This is a genomic window from Microbacterium sp. R86528 (assembly GCF_044596335.1).
In the GTDB taxonomy this organism is placed as follows: domain Bacteria; phylum Actinomycetota; class Actinomycetes; order Actinomycetales; family Microbacteriaceae; genus Microbacterium; species Microbacterium marmarense.
In genome coordinates this window covers 774,039-799,154 of sequence record NZ_CP138996.1, presented here as the reverse complement: position 1 = coordinate 799,154, position 25,116 = coordinate 774,039, and the positions used below count along the sequence as shown (strand labels likewise).

Sequence of the window (25,116 nt, the reverse complement as noted above, 5' to 3'; positions counted from 1 at the left end):
CGTCTGCTGTCTAGCCCTGCGCGGTCATCTCGACTTCAACGCGGGTTCCTTTGACGCGGTACTCGCCAGCGGCCGGATTCGAATTGGTCACTGAGGTGATGGCGTCAGGAAAGGCATCCCAGTAGAACCCATAGTCAACTTGGAAGCCTTCAGCTTCTAAGGTTGCGATCGCCGAGTCGCGTGTCATTCCCACCACGTTCGGTATGGGAAACAGTGGCGGGCCAGACGACACGATCAGCGTGACAGCGTCGCCCGGGCGCCACCAGCCTCCGCCCTCTCGCTCGGTCGTGGCGATCACGATGCCGGCGTCGACCGTTTCGCTCGACTGTGAGATGACGTCAGCCGCGACTTCAAGCCCCGCGTTGTCAAGGGTGGTGCGAGCGTTCGACTCCGACATTCCTTCGACCGACGGCAATGAGCCAAGCGACACCAGAAGTCTGGCGCTGTCTCCCTGGTGAGCGCTGCATCCGTCCCCACACTCGATGTCGTCACCGCCCGCTTGCGGAGTGATGACAACCCCGACTACGGCATTGTTTGCGGCTTGCGTGTAATAGGTGGCCTCGCCGACGACCTCGATGCTCTCATTCGCGAGTTCAGCTGTTACCTCGTCCCGCGATAGACCGTTCAGCACCTCGAAGCTCACCGCGGCAGGGCCGGTCGAGACAAACACCTCGACTTCGGTGTCTTGGTCGACACGTGCACCCGGCTCGGGGTCGCTGCGGATCACCCTCCCCGCCTCGATCTCGAGGCTGCTCTCATCGCGTTGCACCGCGACCAAGGTATGGGCGCTCAGCGCGGACTGAGCTTCTTCGAACGACATGTTCGCCACGTCGACGACCTGAACTTGAGATCCGGGCCCGGTGCCGAACCACCACCCGGCCCCAGCGGCGAGACCAGCCAGCAATAGAACGAGAAAGACGAGCCAGCCGCCCTTGGCTGCGCGTCGCTTTGAGGCCCGCTGCAGTCGGGTCGCATTGTCGGTCGTCTCGATCGTCGCGGTCGGCATAGTGGTGGCAGCAGGCAGCACCGCCGTGAGATCTCCCGATGCGATTCCTTCGTCCGGGGTGTATGCGGCCGTGGTAGCCCGCGCGACGACCGGCGAAATGCCAAGGTCTTGTTCGATGTCGCGTAGGCGGTCGAGCATTTCGCGGGCATCCGACGGGCGGTCATCCGGATTGCGCTCTGTCGTCCACAGCACCAGCTCGTCGAGCTGCTCTGGAACGCCCGGGTTCTTCACGCTTGGACGAGGGACGGAGTCAGTCGCGTGCTGAAACGCGATCTGCATGGGCTGTTCGCCCTTGTACGGCTGTTCGCCGGTGAGCATTTCATACAGCATGATCCCGAGCGAGTAGATGTCGCTGCGAGCATCTGCGGTGCCACGGGTCACGAGCTCGGGCGCGAGGTAGGCGATGGTTCCAAGCAGCTGTGAGCCAGTCGCTGTGTTCGCTGTCGTCGCACGCGCGAGCCCGAAGTCGCCGATCTTGATTCGGCCGTCTTCCGCGAGCAGTACGTTCTCGGGTTTCACATCCCGATGCACGATGCCTGCACGGTGCGCGGCAGCAAGCCCCGAAAGCACGGCGTCCATGATTGAGACCGCTTGCGGCAGGGTGAGCCGTTTCTGCTCGCGAAGGAGCTCTCGCAAGGTGATGCCCGGGAGGTACTCCATCACCAGGTAGGCGATATCGCCGTCCTGGCCTTGATCAAAGACATTGACGACGTGTGGATCGGCGAGCCGCGCTGCTGACCGGGCTTCTTGAATGAAGCGACTCTGAAATACCGTGTCGTCGCTCAGATGCGAGTGCATCACCTTCAGCGCGACCCGTCGTTCGAGTCTCAGGTCGGTAGCGACATAGACCGTCGCCATTCCGCCCCGCGCGATGCGCGCACGAACCCGGTATCGGCCGTCAACGAGACGGCCGATCAGCGGGTCCGTCTGCTGACTCGTGCTCACTCTGAGAGTCTACGGATGAGTAGTGAGTACTCCGCGGAGCGGCTCACCGAGCGCGGCCCATTGGCCGCGTTATCTTGCACTTTCAGCCAAGGGCAGCGAGCCAGGCGTAGGCCGGTGCCTCCCACTGGGCGTAGCGGTCTGGATATGCAGAGATCTGCACGGCCTGTGCGGCCTCGGCAAATGTCATGCTCTGCCAGCCAGGTATATCGAGCAGACCCCGGGTGTTGTACCCATTGGGATCGCTCGGCCCTCCGAAGAATGTCTTGATCGAGCGCACTGGATCGCGCACTTGGTCGGCAGTTCCCCAGCCGGTACTCGGGCGCTGTTGGAACAGACCGAGTGAGTCTCTGTCTCCCCAATCGAGGTTGCGGATCCAAGACTCTTGCATCGCAGTGCCCAGAGCGATCGCGATACCACGATCCGATACGCCGAGCTCACGTCCTACTTGAATGATCAACTTCGCGTTGGCTGTCTGCTCGGCGTCGAGGCTTGACGCCACAGCGCTGCTGCTCGTGCTCGTGCTCGTGCTCGCCGCGGGCGTAGCGGAGATAGCGGAAGCTTTTGCGGGGATCTGTATCGTTTGGCCGGGGTAGATGATCGACGACGTGCTGAGGCCGTTGGCGGTGAGTATCGCGTTGGTTGTGGAGCCGTGCCGCGAGGCGATCGCACTGATGGTGTCGCCTGCCTTGATCTCGTAGCTGCCTGCGGCGCTCGACGTCGAAGTCGAAGTCGAAGTCGAAGTCGTTGGAGTGCTGGGCTGCGGAGTCGTCGTCGCGCCCGGGATCTGTATCGTTTGGCCGGGGTAGATGATCGACGACACGCTGAGGCCGTTGGCGGTGAGTACCGCGTTGGTTGTGGAGCCGTGCCGCGAGGCGATTGCACTGATGGTGTCGCCCGGCACCACCGTGTAGGTAGTCGGTGTCGCCGCGGCAGGTTTGATGGCCGAGACCGTGACGGCAGGTATAGAGATTGCGTTCGCCGCTGGGATGGCAGGCAACGCACGAAACGAACGCTCGTCGGCGCCTACCGCAGAGGCCGCGCGCTCATCTGCATACGCGGGCGAAGCGCTCAGTGCGAGTGCGACCGCACCGGCGATGGCCGTCGGGATGCCAACGGCCATGTTGCGTGATTTGCTCCCGTTGCGGAAGCGAGTTTCGGGTGGCAAAAGCATTCCCCTATCTGCGAACTTCCAAAAACCGTGTCACGGATGTAAATGCATGTCAACTGGTGATACGCGTGTGACCAATGTGACTGGCGGGGTTTCGCTGCGAACGTGACGCACTTCGTCGTCGCCATGGTGATTGAGGTGGGATAGTGGGGGAGTGACTGCTGAAGCTTCCCCGCGCATCGAGACTGAATGGCTGACCCTTCCCGACATGGTCGAGTTGACGGGCGAGTCGTTGGGGCGTGTGAAGCGCTATCTCGATGAATCCAACATCGTCGGAACGCGCCGCAATGATGTCTTCGTCGTCCCGTCGGTCTTCTTCGTCGACTCGGCACCGCTTTCTTCGCTGCGAGGAACGATCATCGTGCTCCAAGATGCGGGCTTCAGCGACGACGAGGTCATCGATTGGCTGCTCAGCACCGAAGAGTCCATGGGACGCGCGCCGATAGAGGCGTTGACCGCGGGGCATAAGAGCGAAGTTCGACGCATCGCTCGCACCCTCGCCTGACGCGAGCGCGTTCAGTTCGCCCGACCCGCGCGTCTAAGCGGTGCGCACCGTCGCGGCGCGCGCGAGGTCGCGCAAATCGCCCACGGCGCTGTTGCCCAGTCGTGCGCCGTTGAGCGAACGCTCCGCTTCGAGCGCATACTGCGCGATGAGCTCTTCGACGCGTTCGAGTGCGCCCGAGTCGACGATCGTTCGTTGCAGAGCCGCGATCTGTTCAAGGTCGAGCGTCGGATCGCCGACCAGCTCGTTGAACAGGCGGGACATATGCGGATCCAGACCTTCTTGGGCATACGCGATCAGCACGGTGCGTTTTCCCTCGCGCAGGTCATCGCCCGACGGCTTTCCCGTGCTGCGCTCATCACCGAATACGCCCAGCACATCATCACGCAGTTGAAACGCCATTCCCAGCGGGTGGCCGAACGCCGAAAGGGCGTTCATCTGTTCTGCGTCTGCGTCTGCAAGAGCGGCACCGATGCACAGCGGTTGCAAGACGCTGTATCGGGCCGACTTTAGCGACGCGACGCGAAGCGCGCGACTGGCGTGTGTGTGCGCAGGCGCCGCGCGGAATGCCGACTCCTCAGCGACGTCGAGAAACTGGCCGAGCGTGACTTCGCGCCGCATTTTCGAGTACTGGTCTCTTGTCGCCCGTGCTCGCTCGAGCGGTACTGAATGCAGCCCTTCTTCGAAAAGGTCATCGCTCCATGCGAGCAGAAGGTCTCCGAGCAGGATTGCGCCGAAACGGCCGAAGGCTTCGGCGTCGCCTGCCCAGGCTGCCGCGCGATGCTGGGCCTCCAGGGCCCGGTGCGCTGCCGGCTGGCCACGTCGAGTGTCGGAGTTGTCGATCACGTCGTCATGCACGAGTGCAGCGGCGTGGAAGATTTCAAGGGATGCTGCGGCAGACACAACTTCGGCGGGCGGGGTGAGGCTGCTCGTCGAGGGGACATCGTGCTCAGCCACCGCGCGCCAGCCGGCAAGCGCAAACCGGCCGCGCAGTCTCTTTCCACCGCTGACCGCGCGAGCCCCAGCCTCGACCAGGAGTTGTGCTTCGGCGCCGAATTCCTCGTTTAGGCTGAGTTGCGACGCCACGAATCTTTCTACTCGCTGGGAAATTGCTTCGATCGGTTCAGGCGAGGGCTTCACAGGCCTAGCCTAGTGATTGATTGCACGCGTAGAATCAGAGCAACGAAGTCTTTTAGAGGGGGACGCATGCCACTCTCCGAACAGGAGCAGCGCCTGCTGGATGAGATGGAACGCCATCTCATGCGAAACGACGCCGATGTCGTGACCGCGCCACAGGATGGGCGTGGCCTGAGCTACCGCAACATTGTCTACGGAACAGTGCTCGTGCTGCTCGGTCTCGGCAGCCTCATCGTCGGCGTGTCTATCCAGCTGGTTGTCGTCGGCGTCATCGGGTTCGTCATCATGCTTGCTGGCGTGATCCTGGCAGTTACGCCGTCGAAGCAGAACGGATCATCTCCCACCCCGACAGAAGCGCCGCGCAAAGCCAAAGCCCCCTCGTCGTCGGCATCCTTTATGGATCGCATGAACGATCGCTGGGACAAGCGACAGGAAGACCGCTGATCTGAGCTGATCAACACCGGCCTCGGCCACAGGTAGAAGCACCGACCCTTGGGTCGGTGCTTTTTCTTTTGCCTTCGTGCTTCGCTTTTCTGCCCGTTTGGTGGCCTAGGGGAGCATTGACTCAGAAAAGAACACCAAAGTGGAGGAAAGTGGAGTAAAGTGGCGCATATCCGGAGGCTGGCGGAAGGGGGTGGTGGGTCCGATGTTGTTGGGCACGCATACTCCCAAGCTCGACGACAAGGGTCGCGTCATCCTTCCGGCAAAGTTCCGCGACGACCTCGGCGCTGGCGTGGTCGTTACCAGAGGCCAGGATCGCTGCCTCTATGTCTTCAGCACTGAAGAGTTCGAACGCGTTCATGAGCGCATTCGCGAAGCACCACTTGCCAACAAGCAAGCGAGGGACTTTCTGCGCATGTTTCTTTCGGGCGCAAGCGCCGAAAAACCCGACAGCCAGAACCGCATAACCCTCCCACCTTCGTTGCGCAGCTATGCGGGTCTTGACCGTGAGCTTGTCGTGACCGGTGTGGGGGCTCACGCCGAAATTTGGAACGCGGATGCGTGGAACAGCTACGCAGAAAGCAATGAAGACACGTACGCCGAGCTGGAACAGGAGGTGATTCCGGGACTGTTCTGATTCCGGTGGTTTCGACTCCCAGCCGCTCCCGCCCTGACACACTTCCCCGGTGTCAGGTCAGAGCGGATGGGGATCAAAGCCACCGGGTCGGTCCCTGAAGATCATGAGCCTCCGCGATATTCACACTCCCGTGCTTCTCGACCGCTGCGTCGAGCTGCTTGCTCCCGCTCTCACGCGTGAGGGAGCGGTCTTCGTCGACGCAACGCTCGGCATGGGCGGGCACTCTGAAGCATTCCTGGAACGCTTTGAGAACGTCCACCTGGTGGGATTGGACCGCGACCACGATGCTTTGCGAATTGCAGGGGAGCGGCTCGCTCGATTCAAAGACCGCGTCACTCTCGTGCACACCGTCTACGACGGCATCGCCGATGCGCTGAAGAAAGCGGGCGTGCCGGCAGCAGACGGCATTCTGTTCGATCTCGGCGTCTCATCACTGCAATTGGATGTCGCCGACCGCGGGTTCGCCTACTCGCAGGATGCGCCTCTCGATATGCGCATGGACCAATCGGCGGGCACCACCGCAGCAGACATCATCGCCACGTACGGCGAAGGAGACATGCGCCGCATCTTCGAGCGCTACGGCGAAGAGAAGCTGGCTGGACGCTACGCGCGCGCAATCATTGCGGCGCGCGCCGAAACACCCATTGAGCGCTCGGGGCAGCTCGTCGAAATCCTCATTGCAGCTACCCCCTACGCCGCTCAGCGAAGCGGTCACCCGGCGAAGCGGGTCTTTCAAGCACTGCGCATCGAGGTGAACCGCGAGCTCTCAGTGCTCGAACGCGCGATCCCCGCAGCGATGCAGACGTTACCGGTGGGCGGGCGCATGGTCGTGCTCGCATACCAGTCGCTCGAGGATCGACTGGTAAAGCGTGAGTTCGTCAAGGCAGCGGCCTCGACAACTCCTGCCGGATTGCCGGTTGAGCTTCCTGAGCATGCGGCAAAATTCAAGCTGCTTGTCAAAGGCGCAGAACTGGCAAGTGAAACAGAACGAGAGACCAATCCTCGGGCGACGCCGGTTCGTCTGCGCGCAGTCGAGCGGTTGCGGAGCGCGAAGTGAGCGCAGCCGACGGTTCGCTCGCATCATCATGGCCGGTCGCACCGGTACGCTCTCCCGCTGTCGAACCGAGAAGGCGCCTGCGCGCGGTCGAAACACCAGCGCCACGTCGGCGACCCAAGCTTCTGTACGGCGTGGTCGCGGTGCTCGGTGCTTTTCTGATCGCAGGCTCGCAGATGGTGCTGTCGATCATGACCACGCAGACCTCATACGAACTCTCGACCCTCGAGAAAACCCAGCGGGCACTCACCTACGACAAGCAGATCCTCTACGACGAGGTCGCCGGACTGAGCTCTCCGCAGTACCTCGCCGCGAACGCCGCGGCCCTCGGGATGGTCATTGACGAATCACCGAGCTACGTGCGTCTGAGCGACGGCAAGGTGCTCGGGGCCGAAGCGACCTCAAACGGGTCGACATCCATCGATGCGATCGGGCGCGGTGTCGTGCCGAACTCGCTCGTCGAGTCGACGCCGCTCGTCACCGCACCTGACGCCACCATTGAAGGAGCACCAGTGCTAGCCGCCGATCCGTCGGCAGTCTCAGACACTCCGCTTCCGGTGACCGACGGATTGCCGACCCCGAGCACACACTGAGTTCATGACCACGCAAGCTACACGCAGTCCGCGCCGACGCACCGTCGTCGCGCTTGCGGTCGTGCTGGCTGTTCTGATCGCATTCATCGTGCGATTGGTCGACATCCAAGTCGTCAATGCTGACGATCACATTGCAGACTCGATGGACCGCGCCTTCGGCAGCAGCCAGCCGCTGTATGGCAGCCGTGGTTCGATCGTTGACTCAGAGGGCGAAACGCTCGCGGGCAGCATCCTTCTTTATGACTGCCAGCTCGACCCCTTGCTCATCACCCAGATCGACGAAGACATCGTCGCGGGCGAATCGACCGCCCGCAGTTGGGACGAAGTATCAGCCGATGCAGCTGCCATCGTCGAGCTGCCAGTGGACGACGTGCGCGCGATCGTCACCGATGCCTTGACCGAGAACGCCGAATCGCGCTTCGCTTACCTCAAACAGAGCGTCACGACAGAGCAATTTCGAGATCTCGCCGATCTGGCTGTTCCGTACATCGCCTGTCTACAGCATCCAGCCCGCTCTTACCCCGATGGCGCTGTGGCCGGAAACCTGGTCGGCTTTATCGGCACCGACGGGCCGCTCGAAGGCCTAGAACTTTCTCAGAACGACTGCTTGACGCCCACCGACGGCACGCGCACCTTCTCGCAGGGCAAAGACGGCGTTGTCATTCCCGGAACGGAACGCGAGATCTCGGCGGTCGACGGTGGCACCCTGCAATTGACGATCGATCGAGATCTGCAGTGGTATCTGCAGCAGCTCATCGGTGAGCAGGTGATCGACATGCGCGCTCAAAGCGGCGCGATCATGGTGACAGAAGTTGCTACCGGAAAGATTCGCGCCGCAGCCGAATACCCGACAGTCGACCCCAACGACGTGACAGCGACTGATAGTGAAGACCGCGCGAGTCGAATCTTTCGCAGCTGGTTTGAGCCGGGATCCACTTTCAAGGGGCTCACGGCCGCGATTGTGATGGATGCTGGTGGGCAGACTCCTGCCTCCACGGTTACCGCCTCAGGCCAAGAGACATTCGCCAACGGTGCTTCAGTACGCGACTCGTTTCAGCACGAGACTTTCAATTACACGCTGACGGGGGCCCTGATCGACTCATCGAATGTGGGCATCTCAAAGTTCAGCGAAACGGTGTCAGCTGAAACTCGCTACGACTACTTGAAGGACTTCGGCATCGGCGAGGGCAGTGCGGTTGGCTTCCCCGGTGAGCAGTCTGGCTTGGTCAGGCCCGCCGCCGATTGGGACAATCAGACGCTGTACAACACGGCGTTCGGCCAGGGGCTGACAACGACCATGCCGGAGCTTGCTGGCGCGTACGGGGCGATTGCCAACGACGGCGTTCGCATGCCACTTTCGCTCGTAGAGTCATGCACTGCCGCGGATGGCACGGTCAGCACACCGGAGCTTCCTGATCCGGTTCAGATCGTGAGCGAAGAAACTGCCACTCAGACGCAGGCGATTCTCGAGAACGTCGCCATGCAGGCGCTTTATGCCGACGATGTCGAGGTGCCCGGCTATCGCATCGCCGTCAAGACGGGAACTGGCGAGAAGTCAGAGAACGGCGTCTACAAACTGGACGCGTACTACACGACAATGATCGGGTTCGCACCAGCCGACGACCCCGAGTACCTCGTGGTCGTCACCCTTGACGAGCCGCAAAAGGTAAAGTCGTCAGCGGCTAACGCGACGGCGTTCCAGAAGGCCATGACGCAGGTTCTCAAGACCTTCCGAGTGATGCCCTCAACGTCGACGCCCGAGGAGTTGCCCAAGTTCGGGTGACCCTGGCGATCTTGCCGGAGACCACATGATTGCTCTTTCCCTCGCTCACATCGCGCGCGCCATCGGCGGCGACCTTCAGCTCAGCTCTGATGACACTCCCGAGACCGTGGTCTCGGGCGCAGTCGACACTGATTCTCGGCTGATGATGCCCGGCGGCATTTTTGTCGCGAAGCCGGGTGAGACAACCGACGGACACGAGTTCGTCGACGCTGCAGTCAGTGCGGGCGCCGTTCTTGCGATCGTCGAACGGCCGGTGGCCGCATCGGTGACACAGATCGTGGTGACAGACGTCGTGCTGGCACTCGCAGACCTCGCCCGTGAAGTCGTCGCCCAGGCGCGGGCGCGTGGCGACCTCAGGGTTGTCGGCATCACGGGATCGAACGGAAAAACGACGACCAAGAACCTTCTCGCACGCATTCTCGAGGGCGAAGGCGAGACGGTTTCGCCGAAAGCGTCATTCAACAACGAGGTCGGCGCACCTCTGACGATGCTGCGTGTCACCGAGCAGACACGTTTTCTCGTGAGCGAGTTCGGGGCAAGCGCTCCGGGCGAGATCGCACGACTTGCCGGGCTGGTTACTCCCGATGCCGGAGTGGTGCTCATGGTCGGCATGGCGCACGCCGGTGGTTTCGGCGGCATCGAGGCGACCTTCCACGCAAAGTCGGAACTGGTGCGCGCGCTTCGCGCCGACGGCGTCGCACTGCTGAACATCGACGACCCGCGTGTGGCTGCAATGGCCCCGATCGCGGGTGAGGTCGGCGCCTCAGTTCGTTGGTTTGGTCGTGGCGCCGACGCTGAGGTGCGAGCAGACAACGTCGCGGTGGCGGCGGACGGAACCCGGTGCACCGTCACTGTCGATGGTGTGAGCGCCCCCCTTCATCTGCAGGTGCTCGGCGAGCACCACGTGTCTAACGCCCTGGCAGCGATTGCTGCAGCCACAGCGTGGGGCGTGTCGCTCGCTGACTGCGTCGCGCGCCTTGAAACCGTAGAGATCGCGGAACGCTGGCGCATGCAGCCCATGGGATCGCAGCGCGTGCGCATCATCAATGACGCCTACAACGCCAGCCCGGACTCGATGGCGGCTGCTCTGCGCACGCTCGCGCAGATCACCAGCGCCGACGAGCGCAAAGTCGCCGTCTTGGGGGCGATGAGCGAGCTCGGTGAGTACGCCGAAGAGGAGCACGATCGGGTGGGTCTGCTCGCAGTTCGGCTCGGTATTCAGCGCATCGTCGTGGTAGGGACGCCTGCGCGCCGCATGTTTCTCGAAGCGGTTGCACAGGGATCGTGGGATGCTGAAGCGGTGTTCTTCGAAACCGCTGATGAGGCGTACGACTACCTGGTAGGCGAATTGCGCGACGGTGACAGAGTGCTCGTGAAGTCGTCGAACTCTGCTGGACTACGTCATTTGGGCGATCGTCTGGGAGAATCCTTCTCGTGAGATCACTTCTGACGGCAGCGGCGATCTCTATGGCCTTTACCCTCTTTCTCACCCCCGTCTTCTTGCGATCGTTTCGCCGGTGGGGTTGGGGACAGGTCATCCGCACGCCCGAGAGCATCAACAACCCGAGCCACCACACGAAGCGCGGCACCCCGACGATGGGGGGAACGATCTTCATCACCGGCACGATCGTGGGCTATCTGATCGGTGCGTTCACTGGGAATAATCCGCCGACGATTTCGGGCCTGCTGGTTTTGTGGATGATGGTCGGCTTTGGGATCGTGGGCTTCATCGACGACTTCCTGAAGGTTCGGCAACAGCGCAGCCTTGGTTTGTCGGGCTGGCGAAAGATCGTTGGCCAGATTCTTGTCGTGATTCCGTTCGGCATTGTCTCCCTGAACTATCCCAATGCGCTTGGCCAGACACCCGCGTCGCCCTATATCTCCGTCTTCAGAGACGTGCCAGTGCTGTCGTTCATGGTTCTCGGACCCATTATCGGCTGGATCCTGTACCTCACATGGGTGTCGTTCATTGGCGTCGCCTGGTCGAACAGCACCAACGTGACAGACGGCCTAGATGGCCTCGCTACCGGCGTCGGGATCTTCGTTGTCGGCGCGTACAGCCTCGTGGTGTTCTGGCAGTTCAATCAGTCGTGCGCATCGGTCATCGCGGAGTTGAGTACCGGGTGCTACGCCACTCGTGACCCATTCGACTTGGCGATTGTCTCGGCCGCATTCGTGGGCGCGCTCGTCGGCTTCTTGTGGTGGAATGCTCCGAAGGCCGAGGTGTTCATGGGCGACGTCGGCTCTATGGCGATCGGTGGAGTGATCGCCGCGATGTCGATCCTCTCGCGCACCGAAGTTCTCGGCGTGATCATTGCCGGCGCATTCATCATCGGGCCCGGCTCGGTGATACTGCAGCGTCTGTACTTCAAAGCCACCCGTGGCAAGAGGCTGTTCTTGATGAGCCCGTTCCATCACCACCTCGAGATGCGCGGATGGTCTGAAATCTCCATCGTTGTGCGCATGTGGATCATCGCAGGCCTGCTCGCGGTCACCGGCATTGGGTTCTTCTACGTCGAGTGGCTCGCCAGTACATGAGTGCCCCGCGCCTCGATACGCTCACCAGTTGGCATTCTGACTGGAAAGGTCTGCGAGTAGCCGTTCTCGGGCTTTCAGTGACCGGTTTCTCGGTCGCCGACACCTTGGCCGAATTGGGCGCCACCGTGCTTGTGCTCACCGAACATGCGGCCGAGGAATACGCCACTTTGATTCCTGTCATCGGTGCCCGACTCTGGGTGGGCCCGCTTGATGCGGCGCCGCAAGAGCTGATCGACTTCGCCCCCGAAGTGGTAGTCGCTTCACCCGGGTTCTCGCCCACTCATCCGCTCATCGAATGGGCGCAGTCCTCGGATGCTGCGCTGTGGGGTGACATCGAACTGGCTTGGCGGGTGCGCGACAAGGTCGCGCGACCAGACGGCACTCCCGCGGACTGGGTTCTGATCACCGGCACCAACGGCAAGACCACCACCACGCGCCTTACGGCAAGCATGCTGGCGGCGGGCGGATTGCGCGCAGCTCCGGTGGGCAACATCGGCACTCCAGTGCTCGATGCGGTGCGTGACCCCTCGGGTTTCGACGTGCTCGTTGTAGAACTGTCGAGTCACCAGCTCTGGTACCTCGCTTTGCAGCAGGGCAGTAATCGACTGTCTCCCTATGCCGCGGCATGCCTCAACCTCGCCGATGACCACCTCGAGTGGCACGGCTCCGCTCGGGCATATCGCGATGCGAAAGCGCAAGTGTATGACCACACCCGCGTCGCCTGCGTCTACAACAAAGCCGACACCGCAACGCGCTCGATGGTAGAAGACGCGGATGTCGTCGAGGGTGCGCGCGCGATTGGATTCGATCTTGGCGTCCCGGGTCCGAGCGATCTCGGCATCGTGGACGGCATTCTGGTCGATCGCGCTTTTCACGAGGAACGCCGCACCAGTGCTTTCGAGCTGATGACGCTCGCAGACCTCGAGGTGGCAGGTCTTGCCGCTCCGCACATGGCGGCTAACATTCTTGCCGCCGCTGCGCTGGCGCGATCCCTTGACGTGCCACCGGCGGCCATTCACGACGCGGTGCAGGCATTCACGCTCGACCCTCACCGCATCCAGGTCGTCGCGCGAAGCGGTGGCGTCACATGGATCGATGACTCCAAAGCAACCAACCCGCACGCCGCGGCCTCATCGCTCGCTGCATACCCGGGCGCGGTCTGGGTAGTCGGCGGGTTGCTCAAAGGTGTCGACATCTCTGAGCTGGTGGCGACATCGGGCGCGCGCGCCAAGGCGGCAATTGTCATCGGCGTCGAGCGCGACGCTGTGGTGGCCGCGTTCGAACGACACGCCCCAACGGTGCCAGTGTTCGAGGTAGATACGACTGAGACTGAACAAGTCATGGTGCAGGTGGTTGAACTGGCAGCCGGGATTGCCCGCGACGGGGACGTTGTTCTACTTGCTCCCGCCGCAGCATCCTTCGATCAGTTCGCCTCTTACTCAGACCGAGGCCGCAGGTTTCACGCGGCTGTGACAGACAGAGTTGGAACGGGGGGCGCGGGTGACGACGACTTCGCCGCGTCCGACGGCCACTGAGAACGGTGATAGACACGGCCTTGCCGCGCGAGTTTCGCTAGGCCGCATTTTCGCGCCAGTGCCGAGCGAGTTCTTTCTGATCGCGTCGACTGCGCTGATGCTGACGATCTTCGGCCTCGTCATGATTCTGTCGGCGACGTCTGCCGTGGCGACGGCCGCAGGCGAGCCGCCGTATGACTCGGTGATGAAGCAGTTCGTCTTCGCACTGATCGGTGTGCCGCTGATGTTCGTCGCGAGCAGGCTGCCGATCAAGTTCTGGAAGCGGATCGCGTGGCCAGCCCTGATCGGTGCCACGATCTTTCAGCTGCTGGTGTTCACTCCGCTCGGTGTTTCCGCTGACGGAAACCGAAACTGGATCAACATCGGTGGGCTGCAGGCTCAGCCCTCGGAGTTCTTGAAGCTCGCACTCGCGCTGTGGATCGGCTACGTGCTGTTCCGCAAGCGCACCCTGCTGGGTTCGTGGAAGCACGTGTACATCCCGCTGGTTCCCGTGACCGTGCTCGTGATCGGAACGGTGCTTGCGGGTAAAGACCTCGGCACGGCGATGATTCTCGTGCTCGTCGCTCTCGGCGCGCTGTTCTTCTCGGGCGTGCGACTGCGCGTGTTCGTGCTGCCAGCGATTGGCGCGGTTATCGCGGTCGCCATCTTGGCGGTCACGAGCCCTGACCGCATGCGCCGGTTCATGAGCTTCTTGAACCCTGACTGCCTGGCTGACTACTACAACGACTGCTATCAGCCGCTGCACGGAGTATGGGGACTCGCCGGGGGCGGAATCTTCGGCCTGGGCCTCGGCAACTCGCGCGAAAAGTACGACTGGCTGCCCGCAGCGGCCAACGACTACATCTTCGCAATCGTCGGTGAAGAGCTGGGCTTGATCGGCTGCGCTGTCGTGCTCGGATTGTTTGCGCTGTTCGCAGTCGGAGCCTTCCACATCATCCGCAAGACCGATGACCCGTTCGTGCGCATCGTCGCGGGCGGTATCACCGTCTGGATCGTCGGGCAGGCGCTCATCAACATCGGCGTCGTGTTGCGCGTGTTCCCGGTGCTCGGTGTGCCGCTGCCGTTCTTGTCGCAGGGCGGGACGTCACTGGTCTCGGTGCTCGTGGCATCGGGTGTGTTGCTCGCGTTCGCACGCACGTTGCCGCAGAAGCGAACGGTGGCGCCGACGGCGCCCGGTCGCAATGCGCGTCAAAACGCAACCGCTTCGCGCCGCTAAACTCGGCGAGTGACGACCTATCTTCTTGCTGGCGGTGGCACCGCTGGCCACGTCAACCCTCTGCTTGCTGTGGCCGATGTGCTTCGCGAACGCGACCCGGAGGCAGAGATTCTGGTGCTCGGCACCCGCGAGGGTCTCGAAGCGCGGCTCGTACCCGAACGCGGCTACGAGCTGCTTTTCATCGAGAAGCTGCCGTTCCCCAGGCGGCCCGATAAGTCAGCGGCTGCTTTTCCCGGACGCTTCCGGCGTGCTGTCGCTGCCGTGCGCGAGTACATCTCCGAGCGCAACATTGACGTCGTCGTCGGCTTCGGAGGCTACGCCTCAGCGCCCGCGTACGTCGCAGCGCGAGGTGTGAAGGTTCCCGTGGTCATTCACGAAGCGAACGCCAAGCCTGGGCTTGCCAACGTGCTCGGTGCCAGATGGGCCGCAGGCGTAGGCGTCGCGTTTGAAGGCACAAGAATCAAGGGCGGTGAGTTCGTCGGGATGCCGCTTCGACGGGAGATCGTCGAGCTTGACCGAGACGCGCTGCGCGCAGAGGCTGCCGCGTATTTTGGCCTTGATGCGCAACAGCCGACCCTGCTGGTGTTCGGCGGCTCGCTCGGCGCACTGCGGCTGAACATTGCATTCGGCGAAGGTCACGACGGCGCGTGGCGCGATATCGTCGATGCCGGCTGGCAGCTGGTGCACGTCACGGGGGAGCGAAGCGAACTGCCCGATCCTGGCGCAGACGGTTATGCTCTGCGTCGCTATGTCGATCGCATGGACCTCGCGTTTGCTCTCGCTGACGTGATCGTCTCGCGCGCCGGCGCAGCGACGGTGAGCGAGATCAGTGCGCTCAGAATTCCCGCCGTCTATGTTCCCTACGCGGTGGGCAACGGCGAACAGGCACTCAACGCGGCGTCGGCAGTGCGCGCGGGAGCGGCCGTGATCATCGCTGACGGTGACTTCACCGGCGTTCGGGTGCGTAGTGAAATCCTGCCATTGTTGGCTGACGACGCACGCCAGAAGGCCATGGTGGATGCTGCGGCAACCGTCGGCACGCGCACTGGTGCCGAGAACGTCGTGGCGATGATTGACGCGGCGCTCGCGCAGTAGAACCGCTGCGATGTGTGAGGGGCGGCCAAGGGCTAGGTGAGCGCGGTGTCTCCACCGCGCAGAGCGGCTGTCACGAGGGTGAGCGCTTCGTCTGCGTCGAAACTCAGCGCGCGGATCTGTTCCGCGAACGCGGCCGCCGCGCGTTGCACCTGTTGGCGGCTAGGGTCGCCGGTGGCCGAGACGAATGTGCCGTTGCGTCCGCGCGTTTCGATGATTTCGGATGCTTCGAGCTCCCGGTATGCGCGCGCGACCGTTCCGGGCGCGATCCCGAGGTCTTCTGCCAGACGTCGAACCGTTGGCAGGCGTTGACCGGCAGCTAGTTCGTTCGACGCGACGGCAGCGAGCAAGCCGGCGCGCAATTGCTCGAACGGCGGTACGTGCGATTGCGGATCGATGACGATCACTTCGCTATCTCCTTTGGCACAGACAGATCAGCTTGCGGGGAGTTCAAGTATTCGGGAAAGAGCGCAGGTGAGAGCCGACCCGCGCCGAGCACATACATAACCTGCAAAAGCGGAATGCCCCACCATGGAAACAGCCCAGCAAACTGTTCGAGGTCGGTTTGACCGCGAAAGATCCAAGCGTTGGTGAGTGCGGTCAGCGCAATGCCAAATGGTAGCCACGCTGTCATCGCGGCGACCATTCTGAGATTGTTGAGCGAATCTGTGCGGAAGAGATCATCCCAACCGAGCTCAAGGGTGTTGGTTGCGGGCTGCGGGCAAGCGAGAATCTGCTGTTCTGCGACTCGGCAGATCCACGTCGCCACCAATGCGAGCGCGAGACTGGCCGCCGATCCCGCGATCACTGGGATGCTGATCTCTTTCCAGAAAGCGCTGAGGCACAGCACGGTGAATGCCACACCGGCGGCGATGAGTAAGACCCGTGGCGTGTATTGACGCACGGATGACAGATAGTCCGAGACATCAAGCTCGCGCGCCCGCGCAATGCGCGCGGCCTGCGGAGCGGGCGAGAAGAGGCGTTCACGCGTGCTGGCGAGGGTTGACGTCACCGCGGTTACAACGAAGATCATGAGCACCAGGATCCAGATGAAATACGGGCTCGACTTCAGCTGAGTGAATGCAAAAAGCGTGCCGACGATTGCCACCGCGATCAACAAGCCCCACATACTCGCACGAGTTTCATTTCGCGAGCGGCGCCGAATGCTCCACCACATCTCATCCGACGTGATTGGTAGCCGAGCCCGCGTCGAAGCCTTGTACACGTGGGTGATGCCCCAGTTGGGCCTGCGCAGTGAGATGAGGACACCTATCGGTACAGCAGCGATAGCGACCAAGAAGATCGCGCTGAACACCTCCATCGACATGTAGAACTCCATGGCCCGATTGTGTCTTGCAATGTATCAATGTGTCAACACATACGAGGCAGCCTCACAGCCACATGCCAGCGCGCCGGGGGTGCAGCATCCAATCGCCAACTTAGGATTGAGAGGTCATGATCAGACCCGACCTCACCCTGCCCATCCCCGAGAACATCGAGGCCGCCCACTTCATCGGAATCGGTGGTTCCGGCATGTCGGGGCTTGCGCGCATGTTCCTTGAGCGTGGCATCAAGGTGTCGGGCTCTGACCGCGCCGACAGCAAGTACCTCCAAGAGCTCGCCGCGCTGGGCGCGACTGTCTACGTGGGTCACGAAGCGTCGAACCTCGCTGACGACGTCGACACGGTCGTGCACACGGGCGCGATCTGGCCAGAGAATCCGGAATTCGTGCTGGCCAAGCAGCGCGGATTGCACGTGATTCACCGTTCTCAGGCGCTGCATTGGTTCATTGGCGCTCGGCGACTTGTTTCGGTGGCGGGTGCCCACGGCAAGACCACGTCGACCGGCATGGTCGTTACCGCTCTTCAGGGGCTGGATGCTGATCCCACCTTCGTGAATGGTGGAGTGATCGCGCATCTCGGCGTTTCAAGCGGCAACGGATCAGGCGATCTTGTCGTCATCGAAGCCGACGAGTCAGACGGCACCTTCGTGCTGTACGACACCGCGGTCGCGCTCATCACCAATGTCGACCCCGATCACCTCGATCACTGGGGAACCCGTGAGAAGTTCTACACCGCGTTCGCCGAGTTCGCCAACAGCGCCAGCGAGGCCGTGGTCATCTCGTCTGATGACGCCGGCGCAGTGCGGGTAGCGCGGGAGATCTCACATCCCCACATGGTCACGTTCGGCCAAGCGAGCGATGCCACGTTCCGTGTGCATGACATCCGCACAGACGGCCCCGTCTCGTTCTCAATCACTCATGGCGACCAGACCGCGCACGCTCAGTTGGGCATTCCGGGAGTTCACAACGCTGTCAATGCGACCGGAGCGGTTGCCGTGCTCGTCACGCTGGGATACGACTTCGAAGCAGCCGTCGATGCTGTGCAGGCCTTCGGCGGCACGGCCAGACGCTTTGAGCTCCACGAGACCAGACGTGGGGTCAGCGTGTACGACGACTATGCGCATCACCCCACTGAGGTCGCGGCAGCGCTCTCTGGCGCTCGAACTGTCGTCGGCGAGGGGCGCATCATCGCGCTCCACCAGCCCCATACCTATTCGCGAACGCAGGACATGTTCCAGGAGTTCGCCGACGTACTCGAGTCGCTGGCCGACCACACGGTCGTGCTCGACGTCTACGGTGCGAGGGAAGACCCCGTGGCCGGCGTGACCGGAGCCCTCGTGAGCGAAGCGTTCTCGGATTCTAGCAAGGTCCACTTCGTCGCTGATTGGCAGGAGGCCGCTGACTACACGGCTTCCGTCGCTCGCGACGGGGACTACATCATCACCTTGGGATGTGGCAACGTCAACCTCATCATTCCGCAGGTGCTTGAAGCACTTGAAAGCTCTGACGCTGTGACGGGCCAGGGGGAGTAGCGGCGCATGCGCCGACCCCCGCCGTTGCCGCCGCCTCCGGCGAGACCCGCGCCGTCAGGCGAGGAAGAGTCGTTTGAGGGCGACGAGACAACGGCAGATCGCTACGGGAACCCCACTGCGCCGGTCATCGCGCTCGCGCCGCAGGCGGGGGCGGACGGCCGGGTTGCGCCGCTGCCCGCGGGCGACGACGGCAATGCTGCCTACGAGGGTGACGTGGGCATGCGCGACGTCTGGCGCGCCTCCCGTGCAAGGCGCAAAGCGTTGCGCTCCGAGGTGCGCCGTTTCACGGGTCGACAGCGGCGACGGCGCATGGTGTGGATCGGCTCGCTCGCTTCGCTGGCAGCGCTGGTGGTCGTGACGCTCGGTGCGGCGTACAGCCCACTTCTTGCGGTTGAAGACATCGTCGTCGTCGGCGCAGAGCGCCTCGACGCAGAGGAAATCTCGGAGGCGCTCTCGTCTCAGCTGAACACGCCGCTGCCACTTGTTGACGAGAGCGCCGTCAAGGCCGCGCTCGTGGCGTTTCCGCTGATCGAGTCGTACACGCTCGAGGCTCGTCCTCCGCACGAACTCGTCGTGCAGCTTGTTGAACGAACCCCGGTGGGACTGATCGAGTCGGCCGCCGGGTACACGTTGGTCGACGCAGCCGGGGTTGCGCTCGCGACCACCGAGAATCGCGAGAGTGACGAGCCGATCATCGAGGTGACAGGTGGATCTCGTTCTGACGCGTTTCACGCCGTCGGTCAGGTGATTCGATCGCTTCCCGACAGCATCCTCGAACGCGTCACCAGCGTGTCTGCGTCGTCGCCCAACGACGTTACTCTCACCTTCGGCGGCACCAATACGGATGTCGTGTGGGGGAGCGCGGAGGACTCCGCACTCAAAGCCTTCGAACTCGAAAAGATCATGCAGACGCGTCCTCCCGAAGATGTGCTCAGCTATGACGTCTCATCGCCCGCGGCAATTGTCGTGCTCTGATGTCTGATCGCTCCAATCTGGGGCGGAGATGTGACGACACGCCCACGGCCTTCCGCCGCCACGTCAACCCGCGGCATACCTTCAATTCAGGAATTGCATACCGAGCAATTCTTTAGACCTCTACTAGAGGTTGAAGGTTACCCAGGTCCGGAGGCCGGCATGAGCCAGAACCAGAACTACCTCGCCGTCATCAAGGTGGTCGGCGTTGGTGGAGGCGGCGTTAACGCCGTCAACCGAATGATCGAGCTCGGCCTGCGTGGCGTGGAGTTCATTGCGATCAACACCGATGCGCAAGCGCTGCTGATGAGCGACGCCGACGTCAAGCTCGACGTTGGCCGCGAGCTCACCCGTGGCCTCGGCGCCGGAGCCGACCCCGAGGTTGGGCGTCGTGCCGCAGAAGACCACACTGAAGAGATCGAAGAAGCGCTTCGTGGCGCTGACATGGTCTTCGTTACTGCGGGCGAGGGTGGCGGAACCGGCACCGGTGGAGCCCCCGTCGTCGCGAAGATTGCCAAGTCCATCGGCGCATTGACCATTGGTGTCGTCACCAAGCCGTTCTCGTTCGAAGGTCGTCGCCGGCAGAGCCAGGCTGAAACCGGCGTGTCGAAGCTGAAAGAAGAGGTCGACACTCTCATCGTCGTTCCGAACGACCGTCTGCTTGAGATCAGCGACCGTGGCATTTCGATGATCGAAGCTTTTGCCACTGCCGACCAGGTGCTCTTGGCCGGTGTGCAGGGCATCACCGACCTCATCACGACTCCTGGTCTGATCAACCTCGACTTCGCAGACGTGAAATCTGTGATGCAGGGCGCGGGCTCTGCCCTGATGGGCATTGGCTCGGCGCGAGGCGCGGATCGTGCAATCAAGGCAGCCGAACTGGCGGTGGAATCCCCTCTGCTCGAAGCGAGCATCGAGGGCGCGCACGGCGTGCTCCTCTCGGTGCAAGGTGGGTCGAACCTCGGCATATTCGAGATCAACGATGCGGCGCAGCTCGTCAAAGAAGCCGCGCACCCCGAGGCGAACATCATCTTCGGAACGGTGATCGACGACACCCTCGGAGATGAGGTGCGCGTCACGGTCATCGCCGCTGGCTTCGATGGCGGAGAGCCGCAGTCGCGAGTGGATCCCGTCACCACCGCTCGCGTCGCGCCAGCTCTTCCTACGGCTGCTGCTAGCGACGTTGCAGACGAGCAAGCGCCTGTCGCCGCACGCGACCCCGAGCCGGTATCGGTGAGCGCCAACGTCGAGTCGAACTATGGCTCTGCCTTCGGCGACGACGATCTCGACATTCCCGACTTTCTGAAGTGACGTGAACGCCGACTTAGGCGCTCGCCTCACCGAGATTGACGCGAGAATCGCGGATGCCGCTCGCTCGGCAGGCCGCGACCCCGCGTCAATCTCGCGCATTGTCGTGACGAAGTTCCACCCACCCGAGCTCGTTGCAGCGCTCTACGCGCTCGGCGTTCGGGATGTGGGCGAAAATCGTCAGCAGGAGTTCTCAGAGAAATCGCTTGCGCTGGCTCACCTCTCGGATCTGCGCTGGCACTTCGTTGGCCAGGCCCAGACCAACAAGGCACGAGCAATCCGATCTACGGCCGCGATGGTGCACTCGGTTGATCGCGCCAAGTTGGCCAACGCGTTCGACAGCGCAGCGGAACCTGGTTCCTCGACTCTCGATGTGCTTTTGCAAGTGAACCTCACCTCCGACACGGGCCGCGGCGGAGTCGCGCCCGAAGACCTCCTTGCCCTGGCTGAACATGTCGCAGCGAAAGACAGTCTTCGCGTACGAGGCGTCATGGCAGTCGCCCCGCTCGAAGAGCAGCCGGCGCGAGCATTCGAACGACTGCGTGGCTGCGCCGACATCGTTCGCAGCGTCGTGCCAGACGCCGAGTGGATCTCAGCCGGCATGAGCGCAGACTTCGCCGAAGCGATCGCAATGGGCGCGACACACCTGCGCATTGGCTCGGCAATCACGGGCCTTCGGCCCCAACACGGTTAACCTCAGAACAGATGAGCACTACGGAGGATGCAATGTCGAACCCGCTCAAGAAGACCATGGTCTACCTAGGTCTCGCCGACGAAGAAGCAGAGGCGTACGAAGAGCCTCAGCCGATGAGCCGCAAAAGCAGCCCGCAGAGTGTGGAAAAGTCCGCACCTGTGACGCCGCTGCACCGTCCGACGGTTGTGCGCCAGCCCACGCCGACGGCGGTGAGCGAGATTCTTACGGTGCACCCCAAGCAGTACCGCGACGCTCAGGTGATCGCTGAGAACTTCCGCGAGGGAATTCCGGTGATCATCAACCTGTCGCAGATGAGCGACGCAGACGCGCGCCGTTTGATCGACTTCGCCAGTGGACTGTCGCTGGGACTTTACGGGCGTATCGAACGCGTGACGAGCAAGGTATTCCTGCTCTCGCCCGAGAACGTTGCAGTATCGGGCGATGGATCAGTCGTACAGGCTGACCCTGACGCCGTGCCCTTCGCGCAGCAGTAGATCGTGGCAGTTCTCCAACTCATCGCATCAATTCTCAACACGCTACTGCTGCTCTATGTCTTCGTGTTGATCGCACGGCTGATCCTTGAGTGGATTCCGGTCTTCAACCGTGAGTGGCGACCCAAGGGCGCTGGTCTGGTTGCTGCTGAGATCGTGTACTCGATCACTGATCCGCCCATCAAGCTGTTTCGGCGGCTCATACCGCCGTTGCGGGTGGGAGCAGTCGCCATTGACTTTGGCTTCGCGCTCACCATGCTGCTGTGCTTCATCTTGCTGAGCGTCACGCGCGCGCTGGCAAGTGCCTGATAAGTAGTAGACCGTCGACGAACTGCTTCGACAGTCACCTGAACCCGCGGCTATGCTTGCTAGATACGGCCCCGTCAGGGAGAGTATTTCTGACATACGCCAGCGACCGGAGCGCTCGAAAGAGGAATCACCATGGCATTGACCCCCGATGACGTCGTCACCAAGCAGTTTCAGCACGTACGTTTCAAGGAAGGTTTCGACCCGGATGAGGTCGACGACTTCCTCGACGAGATCGTCGTTGAGTGGCGCAAGACTATCGCCGAGAACGAGCAGCTGAAGGCTAAGGTCGCGGAGCTCGAGTCCGGCGACGCCGCCGCAGCTCCTGCCGCAGAGTCCGCGCCTGTTGCCGCCGAGGCTGAGCCCGCCGCCGACGAGACCGAGTCAGCCCCAGCAGCCGCGCCTGCGACCGCTGCCACAGGCGGAGGTGCCGCGGCTACCGCTGGCATCATCGAGCTCGCACAGCGCCTTCACGACGAGCACGTCGCTGAGGGTGTGGCCCAGCGCGACCAGCTGATCGCTGACGCCAAGGCTCAGGCCGCGTCGATTATCGATGACGCTGAAACGCGTGGCCGTGAAGCCCGCGAGAAGCTCGAGCGCGACCGCACGGAACTCGAAGGTCGCATCACGGAGCTTCGCAGCTTCGAGCGTGACTACCGCGCACAGCTGCGTGGCTACATCGAGGGCAAGCTGCGCGACCTGGAGACCACAGCCACTTCGTCGGGTGCGACCCCGGTCTCGGCTGTCGGCCTTTAAGCCGGACTTTTGACAGTCCGTCCTCCCCTTCGACAGGCGGCGGCCGGCTCGATCATCGCGATTCTCGCGGCGATCGTGCTGGCCGCCGACCAGTTTACGAAGTATCTCGCGCTTGAGAACCTGCCCTATCAGGAGTCGGTTCACATCATCGGCGACTTCCTGATCTTCTATCTCACCAAGAATCCTGGTGCTGCCTTCTCGCTCGGCGAAGAAGTGACGTGGGTCTTCACCATCGCACTTGCCGGCGTTGCCATCACTATCGTGTGGCTCGCCGCCACACGAGTGAAGTCGAGGCTGTGGGCTGTCGGTCTTGGCTTGCTGCTCGGCGGTGTGCTCGGCAACCTCACTGATCGACTGGTGCGTGAACCGGGCTTCGGTGTTGGGCACGTGATCGATTTCATCAACACCCCCTGGATGATGCCAGCGATCTACAACGTCGCCGACATGTTCATCGTGACGATGATGATTGGCGTCGCCATCATGGTTCTCGTGGGGTTGCGATTCGATGGAACCCGCGAAGGTGCGGTCGCCAAGAACGAGTCGGCTGATGAACGTGAAGCAGACGACAATCCGGATGCAGCAGCATCCATTTCATCGGTCGACTGACGTGGAATCACGCTCGCTTCCCGTTCCCGATGGCCTCGACGGAGTTCGTGTAGACGCAGCGCTCGCAAAGATGCTGGGCTTCTCGCGCACATTTGCCGCCGAAGTCGCCGAAGCGGGCGGGGTCACGATGGACACCCGGGTGTTGGCAAAGTCGGATCGGCTTCACGGCGGATCATGGCTCGACGTGTCGTGGACGCCGAAAGAGGAGCCGCGCGTTGTGCCGGTCAACGTGCCAGACCTCGGCATCGTCTATGACGACGACGAGTTCGTTGTCGTCGATAAGCCGACCGGCGTCGCGGCTCATCCGTCTGTCGGTTGGGAGGGTCCTACCGTGCTCGGCGCGCTTGCGGGCAGCGGGTATCGCATCGCGACGACGGGGGCGGCCGAGCGCCAAGGCATCGTTCATCGCTTGGATGTCGGCACCAGCGGCCTCATGGTGGTCGCGAAGACAGAACGCGCGTACTCCGTACTCAAACAGGCGTTCAAGGAACGCACCGTCGAGAAGATCTACCACGCGGTCGTTCAAGGGCACCCTGATCCTCTTGCCGGCACCATCGATGCTCCCATCGGGCGCCACCACTCCCACTCGTGGAAGTTTGCGGTGACGCCGACCGGCAAAGACTCGGTGACTCACTACGAAACGATGGAAGCGTTTCCCGGCGCATCTCTTCTCGAGATTCATCTCGAAACCGGTCGCACTCATCAGATTCGAGTGCACATGGCTGCGCACCGCCACCCCTGCGTGGGCGATCCGCTCTACGGCGCCGACCCCACTATCGCCGCGCGCCTCGGACTCACCCGTCAGTGGCTGCACGCGCGAGAGCTGTCGTTCTCACACCCGGCGACGGGGGAGTGGATGACGTTTCGCTCAGAGTATCCCGAGGATTTGGGCCACGCACTCGAGCTGTTGCGCGATCCCGCCTGATCTCAACGACCGCCTGAGAACGAGGCAGGATCGTCTTCGGCGAGAGCGAGCGCAATCTTGCGTACGTGTGCCTGCTCCATGTCGCCGAGCTGACCGAGCGCGAACCAGCCGACTTCGGTGAGTTCGCCGTCTGCCGGGTGTGGGTCACCCGAGACCCAGTCGCAGCGGAACACGAGATCGAGATAGTCGACCTGATCACCGTTGTCATAGGTGATTCGCGGAAGCTGCTGCACGAGAGCAAGGCGAGTCGCGCGCACCACCACGCCTGCTTCTTCGCGGCACTCTCGCACCGCAGCATCGGCGGGCTCCTCGCCCGGGTCTACGATTCCCGAGACGCACTGCCATTGACCGTTGTCTGCGCGCTTGCCAATCAGCAGCTTCTCGTCTTTGAACACGACGGCGGTTACCCCTACAAGCGGGAGTGGGGAATGACCGAGCTTCTCACGAAGCGACAGGACGAAATCTGGAGTTGCCATGAGAACGAGCCTATGGGGCGCGCAACGACGACCACGTCGTGACCCGAAGGTAGTCTCGTTG

At 62.5% G+C, this 25,116-nt stretch carries 26 protein-coding genes; 20 read left to right on the top strand and 6 right to left on the bottom strand.

Translation table 11 applies throughout. The annotated features are described in order from the left end of the window. Nucleotides 1-10: 10 nt before the first annotated feature. Nucleotides 11-1,951: a Stk1 family PASTA domain-containing Ser/Thr kinase gene (pknB, locus tag SJY18_RS03915; RefSeq protein ID WP_396668453.1), complete on the bottom strand. Its 1,941-nt coding sequence runs from the start codon at nucleotides 1,949-1,951 to the stop codon at nucleotides 11-13. Between the two features lie 82 nt (nucleotides 1,952-2,033). Continuing rightward, nucleotides 2,034-3,071, bottom strand: coding sequence for a LysM peptidoglycan-binding domain-containing protein (locus tag SJY18_RS03910; RefSeq protein ID WP_396668452.1), 1,038 nt, complete (start codon nucleotides 3,069-3,071; stop codon nucleotides 2,034-2,036). Nucleotides 3,072-3,273: 202 nt separating this feature from the next. On the opposite strand from SJY18_RS03910, the gene SJY18_RS03905 reads away from it, so the two are divergent. Further along, entirely contained in the window at nucleotides 3,274-3,624 is a 351-nt protein-coding gene (locus SJY18_RS03905) for an Rv2175c family DNA-binding protein (RefSeq protein WP_396668451.1), read from the top strand. A gap of 33 nt (nucleotides 3,625-3,657) precedes the next feature. Here SJY18_RS03905 and SJY18_RS03900 read toward each other — a convergent pair whose 3' ends face one another. Next, on the bottom strand, nucleotides 3,658-4,707 hold the full coding sequence (locus SJY18_RS03900) for a polyprenyl synthetase family protein (RefSeq protein ID WP_396668450.1): 1,050 nt from the start codon (nucleotides 4,705-4,707) through the stop codon (nucleotides 3,658-3,660). Nucleotides 4,708-4,827: 120 nt separating this feature from the next. Here SJY18_RS03900 and SJY18_RS03895 point away from each other — a divergent pair, with 120 nt between their 5' ends. The 10 genes from SJY18_RS03895 (at nucleotide 4,828) to SJY18_RS03850 (ending at nucleotide 15,650) form a co-directional block, all read left to right on the top strand. After that, nucleotides 4,828-5,202: a DUF3040 domain-containing protein gene (locus SJY18_RS03895; RefSeq protein WP_337337728.1), complete on the top strand. Its 375-nt coding sequence runs from the start codon at nucleotides 4,828-4,830 to the stop codon at nucleotides 5,200-5,202. Between the two features lie 202 nt (nucleotides 5,203-5,404). Next, the gene (gene mraZ, locus SJY18_RS03890; RefSeq protein WP_337337729.1) at nucleotides 5,405-5,836 is read left to right on the top strand and encodes a division/cell wall cluster transcriptional repressor MraZ; all 432 of its coding nucleotides are present in this window, start codon (nucleotides 5,405-5,407) and stop codon (nucleotides 5,834-5,836) included. 103 nt (nucleotides 5,837-5,939) lie between these two features. Next, entirely contained in the window at nucleotides 5,940-6,893 is a 954-nt protein-coding gene (gene rsmH / locus SJY18_RS03885) for a 16S rRNA (cytosine(1402)-N(4))-methyltransferase RsmH (protein ID WP_337337730.1), read from the top strand. After that, nucleotides 6,890-7,483, top strand: a complete 594-nt coding sequence (locus SJY18_RS03880; RefSeq protein WP_396668449.1) for a hypothetical protein — start codon at nucleotides 6,890-6,892, stop codon at nucleotides 7,481-7,483. The genes rsmH and SJY18_RS03880 overlap by 4 nt, the downstream gene beginning before the upstream one ends. A gap of 4 nt (nucleotides 7,484-7,487) precedes the next feature. Then, nucleotides 7,488-9,266: a peptidoglycan D,D-transpeptidase FtsI family protein gene (locus tag SJY18_RS03875; RefSeq protein WP_396668448.1), complete on the top strand. Its 1,779-nt coding sequence runs from the start codon at nucleotides 7,488-7,490 to the stop codon at nucleotides 9,264-9,266. A 25-nt stretch (nucleotides 9,267-9,291) separates the two neighbouring features. Further along, the gene (gene murF / locus SJY18_RS03870) at nucleotides 9,292-10,704 is read left to right on the top strand and encodes a UDP-N-acetylmuramoyl-tripeptide--D-alanyl-D-alanine ligase (RefSeq protein WP_396668447.1); all 1,413 of its coding nucleotides are present in this window, start codon (nucleotides 9,292-9,294) and stop codon (nucleotides 10,702-10,704) included. Beyond that, entirely contained in the window at nucleotides 10,701-11,804 is a 1,104-nt protein-coding gene (gene mraY, locus SJY18_RS03865; protein ID WP_396668446.1) for a phospho-N-acetylmuramoyl-pentapeptide-transferase, read from the top strand. Before murF ends, mraY begins: the two co-directional genes overlap by 4 nt. Further along, nucleotides 11,801-13,339 (top strand): UDP-N-acetylmuramoyl-L-alanine--D-glutamate ligase, encoded by a 1,539-nt coding sequence (murD, locus tag SJY18_RS03860; protein ID WP_337337735.1) that lies wholly within the window; start codon nucleotides 11,801-11,803, stop codon nucleotides 13,337-13,339. Before mraY ends, murD begins: the two co-directional genes overlap by 4 nt. After that, on the top strand, nucleotides 13,305-14,555 hold the full coding sequence (gene ftsW, locus SJY18_RS03855) for a putative lipid II flippase FtsW (protein ID WP_337337736.1): 1,251 nt from the start codon (nucleotides 13,305-13,307) through the stop codon (nucleotides 14,553-14,555). The genes murD and ftsW overlap by 35 nt, the downstream gene beginning before the upstream one ends. 9 nt (nucleotides 14,556-14,564) lie before the next feature. Beyond that, nucleotides 14,565-15,650 carry a UDP-N-acetylglucosamine--N-acetylmuramyl-(pentapeptide) pyrophosphoryl-undecaprenol N-acetylglucosamine transferase gene (locus SJY18_RS03850; protein WP_396668445.1) on the top strand — a complete coding sequence of 362 codons (1,086 nt, stop codon included), beginning with the start codon at nucleotides 14,565-14,567 and terminating at the stop codon, nucleotides 15,648-15,650. Nucleotides 15,651-15,682: 32 nt separating this feature from the next. Here SJY18_RS03850 and SJY18_RS03845 read toward each other — a convergent pair whose 3' ends face one another. After that, nucleotides 15,683-16,054, bottom strand: coding sequence for a GntR family transcriptional regulator (locus tag SJY18_RS03845; protein ID WP_337337738.1), 372 nt, complete (start codon nucleotides 16,052-16,054; stop codon nucleotides 15,683-15,685). After that, entirely contained in the window at nucleotides 16,051-16,986 is a 936-nt protein-coding gene (locus tag SJY18_RS03840) for a hypothetical protein (protein ID WP_396668444.1), read from the bottom strand. Before SJY18_RS03840 ends, SJY18_RS03845 begins: the two co-directional genes overlap by 4 nt. 116 nt (nucleotides 16,987-17,102) lie before the next feature. Between SJY18_RS03840 and murC the strand changes: the two genes are divergently transcribed. The 9 genes from murC to SJY18_RS03795 all read left to right on the top strand — a co-directional run bounded on the left by murC (nucleotide 17,103) and on the right by SJY18_RS03795 (nucleotide 24,579). Continuing rightward, complete coding sequence (gene murC / locus SJY18_RS03835; RefSeq protein ID WP_396668443.1) at nucleotides 17,103-18,521, top strand: UDP-N-acetylmuramate--L-alanine ligase; 1,419 nt, start codon at nucleotides 17,103-17,105, stop codon at nucleotides 18,519-18,521. 6 nt (nucleotides 18,522-18,527) lie between these two features. Beyond that, the gene (locus SJY18_RS03830; protein ID WP_396668442.1) at nucleotides 18,528-19,496 is read left to right on the top strand and encodes an FtsQ-type POTRA domain-containing protein; all 969 of its coding nucleotides are present in this window, start codon (nucleotides 18,528-18,530) and stop codon (nucleotides 19,494-19,496) included. Nucleotides 19,497-19,655: 159 nt separating this feature from the next. Next, nucleotides 19,656-20,804: a cell division protein FtsZ gene (gene ftsZ / locus SJY18_RS03825; protein WP_337337742.1), complete on the top strand. Its 1,149-nt coding sequence runs from the start codon at nucleotides 19,656-19,658 to the stop codon at nucleotides 20,802-20,804. A 1-nt stretch (nucleotide 20,805) separates the two neighbouring features. Then, the gene (locus SJY18_RS03820) at nucleotides 20,806-21,495 is read left to right on the top strand and encodes a YggS family pyridoxal phosphate-dependent enzyme (protein WP_396668441.1); all 690 of its coding nucleotides are present in this window, start codon (nucleotides 20,806-20,808) and stop codon (nucleotides 21,493-21,495) included. Nucleotides 21,496-21,527: 32 nt separating this feature from the next. Then, nucleotides 21,528-21,989: a cell division protein SepF gene (locus SJY18_RS03815; protein WP_337338398.1), complete on the top strand. Its 462-nt coding sequence runs from the start codon at nucleotides 21,528-21,530 to the stop codon at nucleotides 21,987-21,989. A gap of 3 nt (nucleotides 21,990-21,992) precedes the next feature. Continuing rightward, nucleotides 21,993-22,295, top strand: coding sequence for a YggT family protein (locus SJY18_RS03810; RefSeq protein ID WP_337337744.1), 303 nt, complete (start codon nucleotides 21,993-21,995; stop codon nucleotides 22,293-22,295). Between the two features lie 132 nt (nucleotides 22,296-22,427). Further along, complete coding sequence (locus SJY18_RS03805; protein ID WP_396668440.1) at nucleotides 22,428-23,048, top strand: DivIVA domain-containing protein; 621 nt, start codon at nucleotides 22,428-22,430, stop codon at nucleotides 23,046-23,048. Nucleotides 23,049-23,057: 9 nt separating this feature from the next. After that, complete coding sequence (gene lspA, locus SJY18_RS03800; RefSeq protein ID WP_337337746.1) at nucleotides 23,058-23,654, top strand: signal peptidase II; 597 nt, start codon at nucleotides 23,058-23,060, stop codon at nucleotides 23,652-23,654. 1 nt (nucleotide 23,655) lies between these two features. Next, nucleotides 23,656-24,579: an RluA family pseudouridine synthase gene (locus SJY18_RS03795; protein ID WP_337338399.1), complete on the top strand. Its 924-nt coding sequence runs from the start codon at nucleotides 23,656-23,658 to the stop codon at nucleotides 24,577-24,579. A gap of 2 nt (nucleotides 24,580-24,581) precedes the next feature. On the opposite strand, the gene SJY18_RS03790 is transcribed toward SJY18_RS03795, so the two are convergent. Beyond that, complete coding sequence (locus tag SJY18_RS03790) at nucleotides 24,582-25,055, bottom strand: NUDIX hydrolase (protein WP_396668439.1); 474 nt, start codon at nucleotides 25,053-25,055, stop codon at nucleotides 24,582-24,584. Nucleotides 25,056-25,116: the final 61 nt, after the last annotated feature.